Raw genomic sequence first — 14,892 nt, forward strand, 5'->3', positions numbered from 1 at the left:
CGTTTGCTGGCCACGGCCAGCCGTATTAAGAGGCCCCTGATAGCCATATCTGCGACCGGATGACAAACGATATGCTCGACCAGAAGCCTTCCGCCACGCGCCGCATCCCCCTCGTCATCGCCACTGTGGCGATCGGCGGATTGGCCGGCTTCGCCGCGCTGTACGGACTGGGCCTCAGCCGGGCGCCGTCAGGTGACCCTGCGTGCCGAACGGCGGTGGCAACGGCGAAGAAGATTGCCCCGCTCGCCCATGGCGAGGTGGCGGCGCTAACCATGGCGAGCGCCCCGTTGAAGCTGCCCGACCTCGCCTTCGAGGATGCCGACGGCAAGCCGAAAAAGCTGTCCGACTTCCGCGGCAAGACACTGCTGGTGAACCTCTGGGCGACCTGGTGCGTGCCGTGCCGCAAGGAAATGCCGGCGCTGGATGAGCTCCAGGGCAAGCTGTCGGGCCCGAATTTCGAGGTGGTGGCGATCAACATCGACACCCGCGACCCCGAGAAGCCCAAAACCTTCCTGAAAGAGGCCAATCTGACCCGGCTCAGCTATTTCAGCGACCAGAAAGCAAAGGTCTTTCAGGATCTTAAGGCCATAGGCCGGGCGCTGGGCATGCCGACCTCGGTGCTGGTCGACCCCCAAGGCTGCGAGATCGCGACGATCGCGGGGCCGGCGGAATGGGCGAGCGAGGACGCGCTCAAGCTGATCCGCGCCGCGACCGGCAAGGCTGCCGCGGCGCTCTAGAGTGGTTCAGGCGGCGACGTTGAGATTGCCGCCGACGCCGGGGCCGACATTGGCAAGCGAAGGCTGGCCGGCACCGAGCAGCGTCAGGACGGTGGATTTCTCCATATCCATGTTCTGCTTGGTCAGCGTCGCCGCAATATTCGACTGCAGCGCGCCTCGCTGAGCGGCCAGCATGGTGCTGACCATTGCCATCATGTCCATTACGCGAACCCTCGTACCGGGCGTAACCTAGGCGCGAGGGGTTAATGGGACATGAATTGTCACGGTCGGATGGGCTTTGTCCGTGTCCCGGACAAGGCGCGGCACGCAGTGACACGCCGGAGAGCCGGGACCCATGCCTGCGCACGCGGCTTCTGGGCCCCGGCTCTACTGCGCATCGCTGAAGCGCTGCGCAGCCGTCCGGGGCACGAGAGAATCTTACCTTGTCGGCACCGGCTTGGCGCCGCGGTAGTCGTAGAAGCCGCGCTGGGTCTTGCGGCCGAGCCAACCGGCCTCGACGTATTTCACCAGCAGCGGGCACGGTCGATATTTCGAATCGGCGAGCCCTTCGTGCAGCACCTGCATGATGGAGAGGCAGGTATCGAGGCCGATGAAATCGGCAAGCTCCAGCGGGCCCATCGGATGGTGCGCGCCGAGCTTCATCGCGGCGTCGATCGCCTCGACATTGCCGACGCCTTCATACAGCGTGTAGATCGCCTCGTTGATCATCGGCAGCAGGATGCGGTTGACGATGAAGGCCGGGAAATCCTCGGAGACCGCGACCTGCTTGCCGAGCCTGCCGACGAATTCCTTGGCAGTCTCGAAGGTGGAGTCGTCGGTAGCGATGCCGCGGATCAGCTCGACCAGCTCCATCAACGGCACCGGGTTCATGAAGTGAATACCGATGAAGCGCTCCGGGCGGTCGGTGGCGGCGGCCAGCCGCGTGATCGAGATCGAGGACGTATCGGAGGCGACGATCGCCTCCGGCTTCAACACGGCGCAGAGCTCGTGGAAGATCTTGCGCTTGACCTCTTCCTTCTCGACCGCGGTCTCGATGACGAGGTCGCAATCAGCGAGATCGTCGACTTTTTCGGCGGGGGTGATGCGCGCCATCGCCTTGACCTTGTCGTCCTCGGTAACGACCTTCTTGGAGACCTGGCGGGCCAGATTGCCGTTGATGGTGGCCATGCCCGACTTGAGGCGGTCGGCCGAAACGTCGTTGAGCACCACGTCGAAGCCGGCGAGCGCCGCAACATGCGCGATGCCATTGCCCATCTGACCCGCGCCGATCACGCCGACCTTCTTGATCACTGCCGCCATAATGTCATCCACCGGAACGGCGCGCACATCGCGCCCTGCCTATCCCCCGAGCCGGGAGGTCTGATTTGACCAGAAGCCTGATTTAATCAGAACCTTGGCTCGAAACCTAGATTGGATCGCTTCGAAGGCGCCCCCACGCCAAAGAAAACGCCCCAGAAATGCAACACCGGCCGGAGTTTATACCTCCGGCCGGTGTTTGTGATGCCTTTTACTTGCCGAGCTTGGCGAGTTCGGCCGTCAGCTCCGGAACCGCCTGGTAGAGATCGGCGACCAGGCCGTAATCGGCAACCTGGAAGATCGGCGCGTCCTCGTCCTTGTTGATCGCAACGATCACCTTGGAGTCTTTCATGCCGGCCAGATGCTGGATGGCGCCGGAAATGCCGACCGCGACATAGAGCTCGGGCGCCACGACCTTGCCGGTCTGCCCGACCTGCCAGTCGTTCGGCGCATAGCCCGCATCGACCGCCGCGCGCGAGGCACCGACACCGGCGCCCAGCTTGTCGGCGAGCGGCTCGATGTACTTGGCGAAGTTCTCGCGGCTCTGCATGGCCCGGCCGCCGGAGACGATGATCTTGGCCGAGGTCAGCTCGGGACGGTCGCTCTTGGCGACTTCCTCGCCGACGAAGGTCGACAGGCCCGGATCGGCCGCCGCCGCCACGTTCTCGACCGGCGCGCTGCCGCCCTCGCCCGCTGCGGCGAAGGTGGAGGTGCGGACTGTGATGACCTTCTTGGCGTCCTTCGACTTCACCGTCTGGATGGCGTTGCCGGCATAGATCGGGCGCTCGAAGGTGTCGGGGGCGACCACCTTGATGATCTCCGAGACCTGCATGACGTCGAGCAGAGCGGCGACGCGGGGCATCACGTTCTTGAAGCGCGAGGTCGCCGGCGCGACGATCGCGTCGTAGCCGGACGCCAGCGACACGACGAGTGCGGCCAGCGGCTCAGCGAGATCGTGCGCGTAGAGATCGCCATCGGCGAGCAGCACCTTCTTCACGCCGGCAAGCTTGGCAGCGGCATCCGCCGCGGCCTTGGCGTTCTTTCCGGCGACCAGCACCTCGACATCCGCGCCGAGCGCGGCAGCCGCGGTCAGGGCCTTGTTGGTCGCATCCTTGAGCGACGCATTGTCGTGTTCGGCAATCAGAAGCGTCGTCATCAGAGCACCCCGGCTTCGTTCTTGAGTTTCGACACCAGCTCGGCGACGTCCTTGACTTTGACGCCCGCCTTGCGGCCCGCCGGCTCAGCCGTCTTGAGAACCTCGAGACGCGCGGCGATGTCGACGCCGTAATCGGCGACGGTCTTTTCCGCGATCGGCTTCTTCTTCGCCTTCATGATGTTGGGCAGCGAGGCGTAGCGCGGCTCGTTGAGACGCAGGTCGGTGGTGACGATCGCCGGTCCCTTCAGCTTCACGGTCTGCAGGCCGCCATCGACTTCACGGGTGACCTTGAAGTCAGAGCCTTCGACCTCGAGCTTGGAGGCGAAGGTCGCCTGCGACCAGCCGAGCAGCGCGGCCAGCATCTGGCCGGTCTGATTGCTGTCGTCGTCGATCGCCTGCTTGCCGAGAATGATCAGGCCGGGCTGCTCTTCCTCCGCGACCTTCTTCAGGATCTTGGCGACCGCGAGCGGCTCGACATTGCCTTCGGCCTTCACCAGGATGCCGCGATCGGCGCCCATGGCGAGGCCGGTGCGGATCGTCTCCGACGCCTGCGCCGGTCCAATCGAAACAACCACGACTTCGGTCGCCTTGCCGGCTTCCTTCAGGCGCAGCGCTTCCTCGACCGCGATTTCATCGAACGGGTTCATCGACATCTTGACGTTGGCGAGTTCAACGCCCGATCCATCGCCCTTGACGCGGACCTTGACGTTGTAATCGACCACCCGCTTTACCGGCACTAAGACCTTCATCGATCCTCTTTCACTCAATTTGGGAAGGGGTTATCAACTGGCGCGGAACCTAAAGGCCTGATCTGCCCCGGTCAACGCGCGAACGGGTCTAATTTTGACCTTCTGAAATGCGGAGCCCGACGGGTCAGCGGTTCTGGCCGGGAACCCAGAGCACATCGCCGGCGCCATTGCCGTTGGCAGCCCGGCTGGCCACGAACAGGAAATCCGATAGGCGGTTCATATATTGGATGCCAGCCGCGCTGACCGGCTCGCCGGGCCGAGCCGCCAGTTCCACGATCACGCGTTCCGCCCTGCGGCATATCGTGCGCGCCACATGCAGATGGGCAGCGGCCGGCGTGCCGCCGGGAAGCACGAAGGAGGTCAGCGGTGCGAGCTTGTCGTTGAGTGTGTCGATGTCGCGCTCGAGCCGCTCGACCTGGCTCGTCACCACCCGCAGCCGCTCGGCTTTCCCCTCCCGTTCGGGCACGGCGAGATCCGCGCCAAGGTCGAACAGATCATTCTGGATGCGGCCGAGCATCGCATCGAACTCGGGCATGTCCCGGGTGTGGAGCCTGACCACGCCGATCGCGGCATTGGTCTCGTCGACGGTACCATAGGCATCGATGCGCAGATCGTATTTCGGACGCCGCTCGCCGGTTCCGAGCGCCGTCGTGCCGTCGTCACCGGTCTTCGTGTAGATGCGGTTCAATACGACCATGGTTAGCGTCCCATCGCCCAGACGGCGAGCATCGCGATGATGATCGCCACGAACTGAAGCAGCACGCGCCAGCGCATCAGCTTCTGCGAGATGTTGGGCGAGCCGCCGCGCATCATGTTGATGAGCCCGAGCAGCAGTACCAACGCCACGGCGCCGGCTGCCGCCGGCAGGATGAAAGTACTCAAGAGAGATGCCATCTGAGGGTAGATAACACCGTGAGCGCCGCTCCGCCATGGCGTTCGCGATCTGGCTTTTAGGCCAATAATATCAGAAGCTGGCAGGATGATTTTCGATTTGCGCGAGCGGTCTGTTCTCTTCGCCTCTCCCCGCTTGCGGCAGGGCAATCGCATATGGTGTGCACGATGCGGCGGCATCGGCGCTGCGCTCCCTCTCCCGCTTGCGGGGGAGGGCTGGGGTGGGGGTACCTCCGCGTCGGGGTTGCCAAGGATTGCGGAGAATGTCCCTGCGTGGCGAGAGCCCTCACCCGCCGCGCTCTGCGAGCGCGTCGGCCTCTCCCGCAAGCGGGAGAGGCGGAGCAAACTCGCCGACAATCCCCGTGAAATCCATATGCGATTGCCCTGCCACTTGCCGGGAGAGGCCGCAAGCGGCGTGAGAGCAATGGTGCTCCGGAGCGAGCCGTGAAAGCCATCCGCTACATCTACTGCGTCGTGGAAGACGCCTTCTACACGTTCCTCGCCGATGACGGCTGGGCGATCGCAAGCCACATCGCGCTGTCGACACTGATGGCACTGTTCCCGTTCCTGATCGTGCTGACCTCGCTCGCCGGCGTCTTCGGCTCCAAGGAACTTGCCGACCAAGCCGCCAGCCTGATGCTCCAGATCTGGCCCAAGCAGGTCGCTGATTCGATCTCGGGCGAGGTGCATGACGTGCTGACCACCACCCGCACCGGCATTCTGACCATCGGCGCGGCATTGTCGGTCTATTTCGCCTCCAACGGCGTCGAGGCGCTGCGGGTCGCGCTCAACCGCGCCTATGCGGTGGTGGAGATGCGGCGCTGGTACTGGCTGCGGCTGGAATCGATTGCCTACACGCTGATTGCAGCCTTCACTGCGCTCGCCATGGCGTTCCTGATCGTGCTCGGCCCGCTGATCATCGAGGCCGCGCGGCGGCACATTCCGCTGTTCGTCGAGTCGAACGAAAGCATTCTCACCTGGTTGCGCTACGGCATCACCATCAGCGCGCTGGTGGTGGCGCTGATCATCCTGCATGCCTGGCTGCCGGCGGGACGGCGCGGCTTCCTCCAGATCCTGCCCGGCATCGTCTTCACCATCGTGGCGTCGCTGATCTCCGGTATCGTGTTCGGACAATATCTGGCGCGCTTCGCCAACAACTACGTGACGATGTATGCGGGGCTCGCCTCGGTGATCATCGCGCTGGTGTTTCTATACTTCATCGCCGCGATCTTCGTTTACGGCGGCGAACTCAACGCCGCGATCATCAAGTCGCGGCTGCCTCACGGCGTGTCACTTCAAGCAGCGCAGTCGCTAAAGCCCGCGGAGACACAGGCTTGACGAGGAAGGCGTCGGCGCCGGCCTCGCGCGAGGCCGCCTCGTCCTCGCCGCGGCCGGACACGCCGATGATCGGGATCTGAGCCAGCGGTGTCGGCAGCGCGCGGATCCGCCTGATGGCCTCGATGCCGTCGATGCCCGGCAGCACCATGTCCATCAGCACCGCGTCGAACGCGCCCTGCTCCAGCCGGTTCACGGCATCCTCGCCGCGCCCGATGAACTCGGCATGATGGCCAAGCTCGGTCAGGATGGTGTTGAGCACGACGCGGCCGAACGGATTGTCCTCGACGCTGAGCACGCGAAGGGCGGCCACCACCTCGGGCTCGCTGCCGTTCTTCGCCTTGCGGGCCTTGCCCGATCCCGCCGCGTCCAGCGACACCGTTAACGTGAAGGTGGCGCCGCCGCCGCGGCGCGGAGCGACGGTGATGTCGCCGCCCATCGCGCGCGCCAATTGCTTGACCGAGGAGAGCCCCAAGCCGGCGCCGCCGAAGCGTGAGGCGATGGTGACATTGGCCTGGGTGAACGGGCGGAATAGCCGCTTGATCTCGGCCATGGTGAGGCCGATCCCGCTGTCGGAGACCGCAAAGGCGACGCCGGCCCTGCCCTTGCCCTTCGCTTTCCCTCTGGCGGGACGCCACGGCTCGACTGCGATCGCCACGCCACCCTGGTCGGTGAATTTCACGGCATTGTCGATCAGGTTCTCGAGCGCCGCGCGCAGGCGGACGGGATCACCGACCACGAGTCCAGGCAGCTTTTCGGAGATCTTGACCTCGGCCTGGAGACCTTTGGCCGCGGCGCGGCCGGCCAGCGAATCGCCGGCGCTGCGGGCGAGCGTGCGCAGATTGAACAGGTCTTGCCGCAGCGTGCTGCCGCCCTTCCCGGCGCCTTTGCCCGTTTTGGCAGCGTCCACGAACAGCGTGGCAAGGCTCGCCAGATGCTCGGCGCCGGCCTTGATGGTATCGGCCCAGCGCCGCTCCCGTTCGCCGAGATCGGACGTCGCGAGCAGGTCGCTGATCGCCAGAATCCCGGTCAGGGGGGTGCGGACCTCATGGGCAAAGGCGGCCAGCGCCGCCTGGACGACGTCCGGCGCGACGGCCTTGGTGCTGCGCTTGCGCAACCGGCCGGCCGCCCCCGGCCGCTTCCGAGGCAGCCGCCTGGACGTCCGCGTGGTGCGCACTGGACGCGTTTTCGCCGCCATGAATCCCCTTCGAAGTACCCTCTTCGAACCCCGCGCTGGCCAAGCATGACACGGAGGAACGCCCGGAGTCACGGCGACCTTAAGCTAACCCCCAGAGAAACTTAACCTAATCCCACCAGCTGGCGGATAACGGCAGGCGTCACGCCGGCCGCGCGCAATTCGCGCAGACCGGTCGAACGGCTCGATTTCGAGAGCTTCCGACCCGCCTCATCGCGAATCAGCCGGTGATGGCGATAGGCGGGCTCGGGCAGGCCGAGCAGGACCTGAAGCAAACGGTGCACCGAGGTGGCGTAAAACAGGTCCTGGCCCCGCACGATCTCGCTGACGCCCTGGAGCGCGTCGTCGACGACAACAGACAGATGGTAGCTGGTCGGCGTCTCCTTACGGCCCAGGATCACGTCACCCCAGGCCTCCGGTCGCGCCGGGACGATGCCGCGCTCGCCATCGGGCCCCTCGCCGAGCTCGTTCCAGCTCAGGCCGGCGGCGCGGCGGCAGGCGGCCGCCATGTCGAGCCGGAGCGCGTAGGGCACGCCCGAGGCGATCAGTCGTGTCCGCTCGTCAGCCGACAGCGATTTGGCATCACCGGGATAAAGCGGCGCGCCATCGGGATCACGCGGCCACGGCCCACCGGCCTCGCGCGCGGCCACCAGCTTTGCGATCTCGGCCCGGCTTTCGAAGGCCGGATAGAGGAGACGGAGCGCAGAGAGCTTTTCCAACGCGGCGTGATAGTCGGCGAGATGTTCGGACTGCCGGCGCACCGGCGTTTCCCAGGCAATTCCGAGCCAGGCGAGGTCCTCGTAGATCGCCGTCTCATAGTCCGGCCGGCAGCGCGCCGCGTCGATGTCCTCGATCCGCAGCAACAGCCGCCCGCCGGTCTGCCGCGCGCGATCGAAGTTGAGCAGCGCGGAATAGGCGTGGCCGAGATGCAGGAAGCCGTTCGGGCTCGGGGCAAATCGGAAAACGGGTGGCATCAGACGGGTCGAAACGGAAAACTGGCGCCGTTCTCCCGCTCGAGGCGCTCGACCACGTCGCGATAAAACTGCTCCGCCCGAAGGATCATGTCTTCCGATGCACCCGCTCCACCTCCCTCGAATATCCCGCGCGCCAGCTCGAATTCCGAATCGATGAAGTTGGCGACCGCACGCGGCAGAGGTGCAGAGCCGAGTTCGTGCGAGACTGCCTTCCGCTCCATGAGACTGGTGATCTCCGCTCTCAATTCGCCCGGCGGATCACACTCCTCCATAAGGGTCGGGAAATGCATCGGCGCGACGGCTTCGGTTGGACGCATGCGCAGCCATCGCAAAGCGGCAGCGGGCCGAAGTGCATAGAAGATCTTCTTTTGCGCGACGCTCGTCCCGTCCCCAAAATAGACCCGGCGCTGACGCTCTCCGAGATGAAGATAGTGCCGGCAAACGGCCTCCCGGCTCGCGGCCTTTCTGGCAAACGCCAGAAACTCTTCGCGAAACCATGCCTGCCCCCTGTAAACGACGGGCGAGCACAGCCACTCCACAATCACCGCATTTCCCTTCAACAGGAGTTGCAACGCCTTGCGCAAGTCCCATCCATTGGTATCGAGATCCCCCTCGAACGGGAGTTCAATCACGTCGCGACTTACCCAAGGCGTAATGTGATCGACCGCGCGACGCACGTACACAAAACGGCAGTCATAGTCGCTGTCTGGGGAGGCAAAACCCCAGGCCCGGCTGCCGCTTTCGATGGCCAGCGGCAGGAAGACGCGGTGTTCGTCGACGACGCGATCCAGCATGGCATCGATCAGGGCGACTTTCTCGCCGTCCATCTCCACGGGAATACTTCTCAAAGTCATCGAACGCTTCCGGGATTCCGATAGTATGGTCTTAATCTTATCGTCCCAAGCCGTCCACAGGACACCAATCCGCATCGCGGCGAGCCGATGAATTCATGACCATCCACCTCGAAACCCAGTCCGATCTCGAAGAGGCCGTCCACGCGCTGATCAAGCGCGATCCGCGTCTCAAACCCGTGCTCGAGCTCGCGGGCATGCCGGCCCTGCGGCGGCGCGAGCCGGGTTTTACGGGGCTGGCACACATCGTCTGCGGGCAGCAGCTCTCGACCGCGAGTGCCGCGGCGATCTGGGGACGGCTGTCGGCCGCGTTCGATCCCTTCGACCATGACGCCGTCCGCCGCGCCCGCACCGACCGGCTGGGGCGGCTCGGCCTCTCCGCCGCCAAGATCAAGACGCTGAAGCATCTCGCCCGCGAGATCACCGCGCAGCGACTGAACCTCGACGTGCTCGCGGAGGAGGATGCCGACGCCGCGCATCACACGCTGATCGCGCTGCCGGGCATCGGCCCCTGGACCGCCGACGTCTACCTGCTGTTCTGCCTCGGCCACGGCGATGCCTGGCCGGCGGGCGACCTCGCCGTGCAGGAGGGCATCCGCATCGGGCTCGGCCTCAAGGCGCGGCCGACGGAGAAGCAGATGGCGCCGCTCGCCGAACCCTGGCGCCCGCTGCGCGGCGCCGCCGCGCATCTGTGGTGGAGCTACTATCGTGCCGTGAAGAAACGCGAGGGCGTGCTCGCGGCATCAGGCTAACCCCGCAGCCTCGCGCGGTCGACCCGGGCGCATTCGGCGACGAAATCGACCACTGCGCGCACCGCCGGGAGCTCGACGAGATCGGGATGGGCCAGCAGCCAGAGATCCGCGACGCTGGCGAGTTTCTGCGGCGCGACGCGCACGAGATCGGAATAGGCTTCGGCGACGAAGCACGACAGCGCCGAGATTCCGATCCCGGCGCGGACCGCCGCCAGCATGTCCCCCTGGGACGAGCAGCGCATCACCACCCTCGCCTGCCGCGTGACGACGTCGCTCCAGCGCGCAAGCTGCGCATTGGATGCCTGGTCGGCGAAGCCGATGACGCTGTGCTCCTTCCACTCGCCACGGCGTTCAGGCAAGGACCGCCCGGCGGCATAATCGCGCGAGGCATAGAAGCCCGTGCCGAGACGGCCGATCTTGCGGCCGACCAGGTTCTCCTCCCCGCTGTCGAAAGGCCGCAGCACCACGTCCGCCTCACGCCGGCGCACGCTCGCCGGAAACGGATGGGTGATGATCTCGAGCTGGATATGATCGTGCGCACGCAGGAAGGCCGGCAAGCGCGGCATCAGCCAGTGCGAGGCCAGCGTCGCGCCGATCGACAGCTTGACGATGCCGCGCGCCTTGTGTCCTCCCGCTGCGACCGCGGTCTCGGCCCGTAGGGCCGCGGCCGCCATCGCCTCGGCGTGCTCGCGCAACGTCCTTCCATCTGCCGTCAGCGCCAGGCCGTCGGTGGCGCGCGCCACCAATCGGGTGCCGAGCTGGGCTTCCAGCGCCGCGATCTTGCGGCTGACGGTGGGATGGCTGGTGTGCAGCCGGCGGGCGGCGGCGGTGAAGCTGCCGGTATCGGCGACCGCGACGAAGGTCTTGCAAAGGTCCCAGTCCATCGGCTGTCCCGTTCATATCCGAATGACCATCCGTTCATTATTGAACGGCCGGAGCGCGCCGTCCAACCTTATAGTGGGATCAAATCCGCAACACGGGCGGCGATCCGCCCGGGCGACAATCAACAGGGAAACGCCTCGTCATCCGCCCGCCGGCGGGACCGCGTTTCGGGAGGACATGATGGCGCTGCCCACTCTCTTGAAGGATTCGCTCGAGCTGCCCGTGGTCGGCTCGCCGCTGTTCATCGTCTCCGGCCCGGAGCTGGTGATCGCCCAATGCAAGGCGGGCGTGGTCGGCTCGTTTCCCGCGCTCAATGCCCGCCCGGTCGAGAAGCTCGGCGAATGGCTGAGCCGGATCGAGGACGAGCTCGGCGAATACAGATCGCGCAATCCCGGCAAGAAGGTCGCGCCCTACGCCGTCAACCAGATCTGCCATGCCTCCAACGACCGGCTGATGAAGGACATGGAGACCTGCGTGAAGCATAAGGCGCCCATCATCATCACTTCGCTGCGGCCGCCGGCGGAGATCGTCGAGGCCGCGCACTCCTATGGCGGGCTGGTGTTCCACGACGTCATCAATGTCAAGCATGCGCGCAAAGCCGCCGAGCAGGGCGTCGACGGCCTGATCCTGGTCTGCGCCGGCGCGGGCGGACATGCCGGCACGCTGTCGCCCTTCGCGCTGGTGCGCGAGGTCAAGCAATGGTTCGATGGCGCGATCCTGCTGTCGGGCGCGATCAGCGACGGCTTCGGCATCGCCTCCGCGCTGACGCTGGGTGCCGACCTGGCCTATGTGGGCACGCGCTTCATTGCGACCAAGGAAGCCAATGCCGATGAAGCCTACAAATCGGCGCTGACACAGCACGCCGCGCACGACATCGTCTACACCAACCTGTTCACCGGCGTGCACGGCAACTATCTGGGCCCCTCGATCGCCGCCGCCGGGCTCGACCCGGGCAATCTTCCCGCCGCCGACAAATCGAAGATGAATTTCGGCTCCGGCGGCAACATGAAATCCAAGGCATGGCGCGACATCTGGGGATCGGGCCAGGGCATCGGCCAGATCACCGACGTCCCTCCCGTCGCCGAGCTCGTCGATCGCATGAAGGGTGAATTCGATCAAGCGAGGCGCGATTTCCTGATGCGCGTGAGCGCCTGACGTCTCGGACTGTCAACATAAAACGGGAGGACATCATGAAGCTGGCAGCCGCATTGCTCGGCCTGTCCCTGCTGGCGCTCAGCGGCGGCGGCGCCCATGCCGAAGGCACGGGCGAGATCCGCATCGGACAGACCCTGCCCTATAGCGGCCCGGCCTCCGGCTTCGGCGCGATCGGACGGACGCAGGAGGCGTTCTTCGAGAAGATCAACGCCGAAGGCGGCATTAACGGCCGCAAGGTCAAGTTCATCACGCTGGACGATGCCTATTCGCCGCCGAAGACGGTCGAGCAGACCCGCAAGCTGGTGGAGCAGGACGAGGTGCTGATGATGTTCGGTTCGCTCGGCACCGCCACCAACAGCGCCGTGCAGCGCTACCTCAACGGCAAGAAGGTGCCGCAGCTGTTCGTGCTCTCGGGCGCGACAAAATGGGCCGATCCGCAGAAATACCCGTGGACCATGCCTGGCATGGCCGCTTACGAATCTGAGGGCGTGGTCTATGCCAAGCACGTGCTGCGCACCAAGCCCGACGCGAAGATCGCCATCCTGTCCCAGAACGACGATTTCGGCCGCGACTATGTCGCCGGATTCAAGCGCGCGCTCGGCGACAAGGCAGCGAGCATGATCGTTGCGGAGCAGACCTATGAGACCAGCGCGCCGACGATCAGCTCGCAACTCTCAACTTTGAAGGCGTCAGGGGCAGACGTGCTGTTCGGCGTCGTGCTCGGCAAGTTCACCTCGCAGATGATCAAGGGCGTGGCCGAGATCGGCTGGAAGCCCGAGCTGTTCTTCGTGCCGACCTCGGCCTCGTCGATCTCGTTCCTGGAGCCTGCGGGCCTCGACAACGCCGTCGGCCTGATCTCGTCGAGCAATCAGAAGGACACGATGGACCCGCAATGGGCCAGCGATCCCGGCGTGAAGGAGTATTTCACCTTCATGAAGCAATACATGCCGAACGCGGACCTCTCCAATTCCAACTACGCGGCCGGTTATCACTATGCGACGCTGCTGATGACGGTGCTGAAGGCGTGCAAGGATGATTTCAGCCGGGACAACATCATGCGCCAGGCGGCCTCGCTGAAGGAGGTGAAGCTGCCGCTGTTGCTCCCGGGCATGGCGGTTTCGACCGGCCCCGACGACTATCTGCCGTTCCAGCAGCTTCAGCTCCGCCGCTTCAACGGCAAGAGCTGGGTGGGCTTCGGCGACGTGCTGGACGATCGCTAGACTCGAGGACACACAATGATCATCAGCGGTGAACGCCGGATCGGCTACGACGAGATCCAGGCGCGTATCAGACGCGCGGCGAGCGGCTTTCGCGCGCTCGGGCTCGCCGAGGGCGACCCGGTTGCGATGATGCTGCGCAATGATTTTGCGCTGTTCGAGGTGGTTGCGGCCTCGGCCGCGCTGGGCAGCCCGGTGGTGCCGATCAACTGGCACCTCAAGGCCGAGGAGGTCCGTTACATCCTGACCGACAGCGGCGCGAAGATTCTGGTCTGCCACGCCGACCTGCTGCCGCAAATTCGCGGCGGCATTCCGGAGGATGTCCGCCTGCTCGTCGTCGCGACGCCGCCGGAGCTCGCGGCGACCTTCGCCATTCCCCCAGAACTGACCCACGTCCCGGCGGGACTGACCGATTGGGATCGCTGGCGCGATGGCCATCCGGAAATGCAGGAGCCGCCGCGCCGGGCCGCGGCGATGATCTACACCTCCGGCACCACGGGCATGCCGAAAGGCGTGCGGCGCATGCCGATGCAGCCGGAACAGGCCGCCGCCTCCGAACGCGTTGGCGCGATCGCCTACGGCATCAAGCCGCGCGAGGGCCAGGTGGTGCTGATCAATGGGCCGATGTATCACTCGGCGCCGCATTCCTACGGCATGATGGCCTTCCGCAACGGCTGCACCATCGTCCTCCAGGCACGGTTCGACGCCGAGGAGCTGCTGGCGCTGATCGAACGCCACCGTGTGACGCATATCCACATGGTGCCGACCATGTTTGTCCGCCTGCTCCGCCTGCCTGAGGAGGTCAGGCAGCGCTACGACCTGTCGTCGCTGCGCTTCGTTGTGCACGGCGCGGCGCCCTGCCCGCCCGAGGTCAAGCGGGCCATGATCGATTGGTGGGGACCGGTCATCAACGAATATTTCGGCTCGACCGAGACCGGCATCCCGGTCTGGCACTCGGCCGAGGAGGCGTTGAAGAAGCCCGGCACAGTCGGCCGCGCCATCGAAGGCGGCATCGTCAAGATTTTTCGCGATGACGGCAGCCTCTGCGACGTCAATGAGGTTGGCGAGATCTACATGCGCCAGACCGCCGTGCCGGACTTCGACTATCACGGCAAGGCTCAGGCCCGCGCCGAGGCCGGGCGCGATGGCCTCGTCAGCGTCGGCGACGTCGGCTATCTCGACGAGGACGGCTATCTGTTCCTGTGCGACCGCAAGCGCGACATGGTGATCTCGGGCGGCGTCAACATCTATCCCGCCGAGATCGAGAACGCGCTGATCGCCATGCCTGGCGTACGCGATTGCGCCGTGTTCGGCATTCCGGACGCGGAATATGGCGAGCGATTGTGCGCCTGCATCGAGCCGGAAGCCGGCGCACAGCTCTCTGCCAACGCGGTGCAGGCTTTTCTGCGCGAGCGCCTGGCCAACTTCAAGGTGCCGAAGGAGGTCCAGTTCCTGGATGCGTTGCCCCGCGAGGCAACCGGAAAAATCTTCAAACGCAAGCTGCGCGATCCTTATTGGGCAGATCGGAGGCGGGGCGGCGCTTAGACGTTCTCCGGCCAGCATCCGCGCGAGTGGAATGCCGGTCATATTCCGTCCGAGCAGGGCCGCATGCCGGCCTCGCTCGGGTTCGCCGCTTTTGGCCGGCGGCGAAACCGTATAGCGTTCGATCTCAGAGGAAACGCCGCGAAGACGGCCATGAGGT

The 14,892-nt window shown here is 65.3% G+C and carries 16 protein-coding genes; 6 read left to right on the forward strand and 10 right to left on the reverse strand.

All coding sequences use genetic code 11. The features are described from left to right. Positions 1-71 precede the first annotated feature (71 nt). Positions 72-737 (forward strand): TlpA disulfide reductase family protein, encoded by a 666-nt coding sequence (locus YU9_RS0113275; RefSeq protein ID WP_027573277.1) that lies wholly within the window; start codon positions 72-74, stop codon positions 735-737. Between the two features lie 6 nt (positions 738-743). Here YU9_RS0113275 and YU9_RS0113280 read toward each other — a convergent pair whose 3' ends face one another. From YU9_RS0113280 to YU9_RS0113305, 6 genes are all read right to left on the reverse strand, one after another. Further along, entirely contained in the window at positions 744-938 is a 195-nt protein-coding gene (locus YU9_RS0113280; protein WP_027573278.1) for a hypothetical protein, read from the reverse strand. A gap of 216 nt (positions 939-1,154) precedes the next feature. After that, a complete protein-coding gene (locus YU9_RS0113285) occupies positions 1,155-2,036 on the reverse strand; it encodes a 3-hydroxybutyryl-CoA dehydrogenase (RefSeq protein WP_027573279.1) in 882 nt (293 codons plus the stop codon). A 208-nt stretch (positions 2,037-2,244) separates the two neighbouring features. Further along, positions 2,245-3,189, reverse strand: a complete 945-nt coding sequence (locus YU9_RS0113290; protein ID WP_027573280.1) for an electron transfer flavoprotein subunit alpha/FixB family protein — start codon at positions 3,187-3,189, stop codon at positions 2,245-2,247. Next, positions 3,189-3,938 carry an electron transfer flavoprotein subunit beta/FixA family protein gene (locus YU9_RS0113295; RefSeq protein WP_027573281.1) on the reverse strand — a complete coding sequence of 250 codons (750 nt, stop codon included), beginning with the start codon at positions 3,936-3,938 and terminating at the stop codon, positions 3,189-3,191. Before YU9_RS0113295 ends, YU9_RS0113290 begins: the two co-directional genes overlap by 1 nt. Before the next feature lie 124 nt (positions 3,939-4,062). Next, complete coding sequence (locus YU9_RS0113300) at positions 4,063-4,635, reverse strand: cob(I)yrinic acid a,c-diamide adenosyltransferase (RefSeq protein ID WP_027573282.1); 573 nt, start codon at positions 4,633-4,635, stop codon at positions 4,063-4,065. Positions 4,636-4,637: 2 nt separating this feature from the next. After that, a complete protein-coding gene (locus YU9_RS0113305; protein ID WP_027573283.1) occupies positions 4,638-4,832 on the reverse strand; it encodes a twin transmembrane helix small protein in 195 nt (64 codons plus the stop codon). 441 nt (positions 4,833-5,273) lie between these two features. Between YU9_RS0113305 and YU9_RS0113315 the strand changes: the two genes are divergently transcribed. Then, on the forward strand, positions 5,274-6,167 hold the full coding sequence (locus YU9_RS0113315; RefSeq protein ID WP_027573284.1) for a YihY/virulence factor BrkB family protein: 894 nt from the start codon (positions 5,274-5,276) through the stop codon (positions 6,165-6,167). Here YU9_RS0113315 and YU9_RS0113320 read toward each other — a convergent pair. The 3 genes from YU9_RS0113320 to YU9_RS41385 all read right to left on the reverse strand — a co-directional run bounded on the left by YU9_RS0113320 (position 6,094) and on the right by YU9_RS41385 (position 9,160). Beyond that, positions 6,094-7,362, reverse strand: coding sequence for an ATP-binding protein (locus YU9_RS0113320; protein ID WP_027573285.1), 1,269 nt, complete (start codon positions 7,360-7,362; stop codon positions 6,094-6,096). The two genes, YU9_RS0113315 and YU9_RS0113320, sit on opposite strands and share 74 nt — an antisense overlap. 101 nt (positions 7,363-7,463) lie before the next feature. Next, on the reverse strand, positions 7,464-8,333 hold the full coding sequence (gluQRS, locus tag YU9_RS0113325; protein WP_027573286.1) for a tRNA glutamyl-Q(34) synthetase GluQRS: 870 nt from the start codon (positions 8,331-8,333) through the stop codon (positions 7,464-7,466). After that, the gene (locus YU9_RS41385) at positions 8,333-9,160 is read right to left on the reverse strand and encodes a nucleotidyltransferase domain-containing protein (RefSeq protein WP_245266375.1); all 828 of its coding nucleotides are present in this window, start codon (positions 9,158-9,160) and stop codon (positions 8,333-8,335) included. Before YU9_RS41385 ends, gluQRS begins: the two co-directional genes overlap by 1 nt. Before the next feature lie 122 nt (positions 9,161-9,282). On the opposite strand from YU9_RS41385, the gene YU9_RS0113335 reads away from it, so the two are divergent. Then, a complete protein-coding gene (locus tag YU9_RS0113335) occupies positions 9,283-9,936 on the forward strand; it encodes a DNA-3-methyladenine glycosylase (RefSeq protein WP_027573288.1) in 654 nt (217 codons plus the stop codon). On the opposite strand, the gene YU9_RS0113340 is transcribed toward YU9_RS0113335, so the two are convergent. Beyond that, a complete protein-coding gene (locus YU9_RS0113340) occupies positions 9,933-10,820 on the reverse strand; it encodes a LysR family transcriptional regulator (protein WP_027573289.1) in 888 nt (295 codons plus the stop codon). The genes YU9_RS0113335 and YU9_RS0113340 overlap by 4 nt on opposite strands. A gap of 178 nt (positions 10,821-10,998) precedes the next feature. Here YU9_RS0113340 and YU9_RS0113345 point away from each other — a divergent pair, with 178 nt between their 5' ends. Genes YU9_RS0113345 through YU9_RS0113355 form a run of 3 tightly spaced genes read left to right on the forward strand, consistent with a single transcriptional unit; the run spans position 10,999 to position 14,735 of the window. Next, the gene (locus YU9_RS0113345; protein ID WP_027573290.1) at positions 10,999-11,973 is read left to right on the forward strand and encodes a nitronate monooxygenase family protein; all 975 of its coding nucleotides are present in this window, start codon (positions 10,999-11,001) and stop codon (positions 11,971-11,973) included. Between the two features lie 35 nt (positions 11,974-12,008). Further along, positions 12,009-13,193, forward strand: a complete 1,185-nt coding sequence (locus tag YU9_RS0113350) for an ABC transporter substrate-binding protein (RefSeq protein ID WP_027573291.1) — start codon at positions 12,009-12,011, stop codon at positions 13,191-13,193. Between the two features lie 15 nt (positions 13,194-13,208). After that, complete coding sequence (locus YU9_RS0113355) at positions 13,209-14,735, forward strand: acyl-CoA synthetase (protein ID WP_027573292.1); 1,527 nt, start codon at positions 13,209-13,211, stop codon at positions 14,733-14,735. Positions 14,736-14,892 lie beyond the last annotated feature (157 nt).

The sequence above is a fragment of the Bradyrhizobium sp. WSM1743 genome (assembly GCF_000473065.1).
Classification (GTDB): domain Bacteria; phylum Pseudomonadota; class Alphaproteobacteria; order Rhizobiales; family Xanthobacteraceae; genus Bradyrhizobium.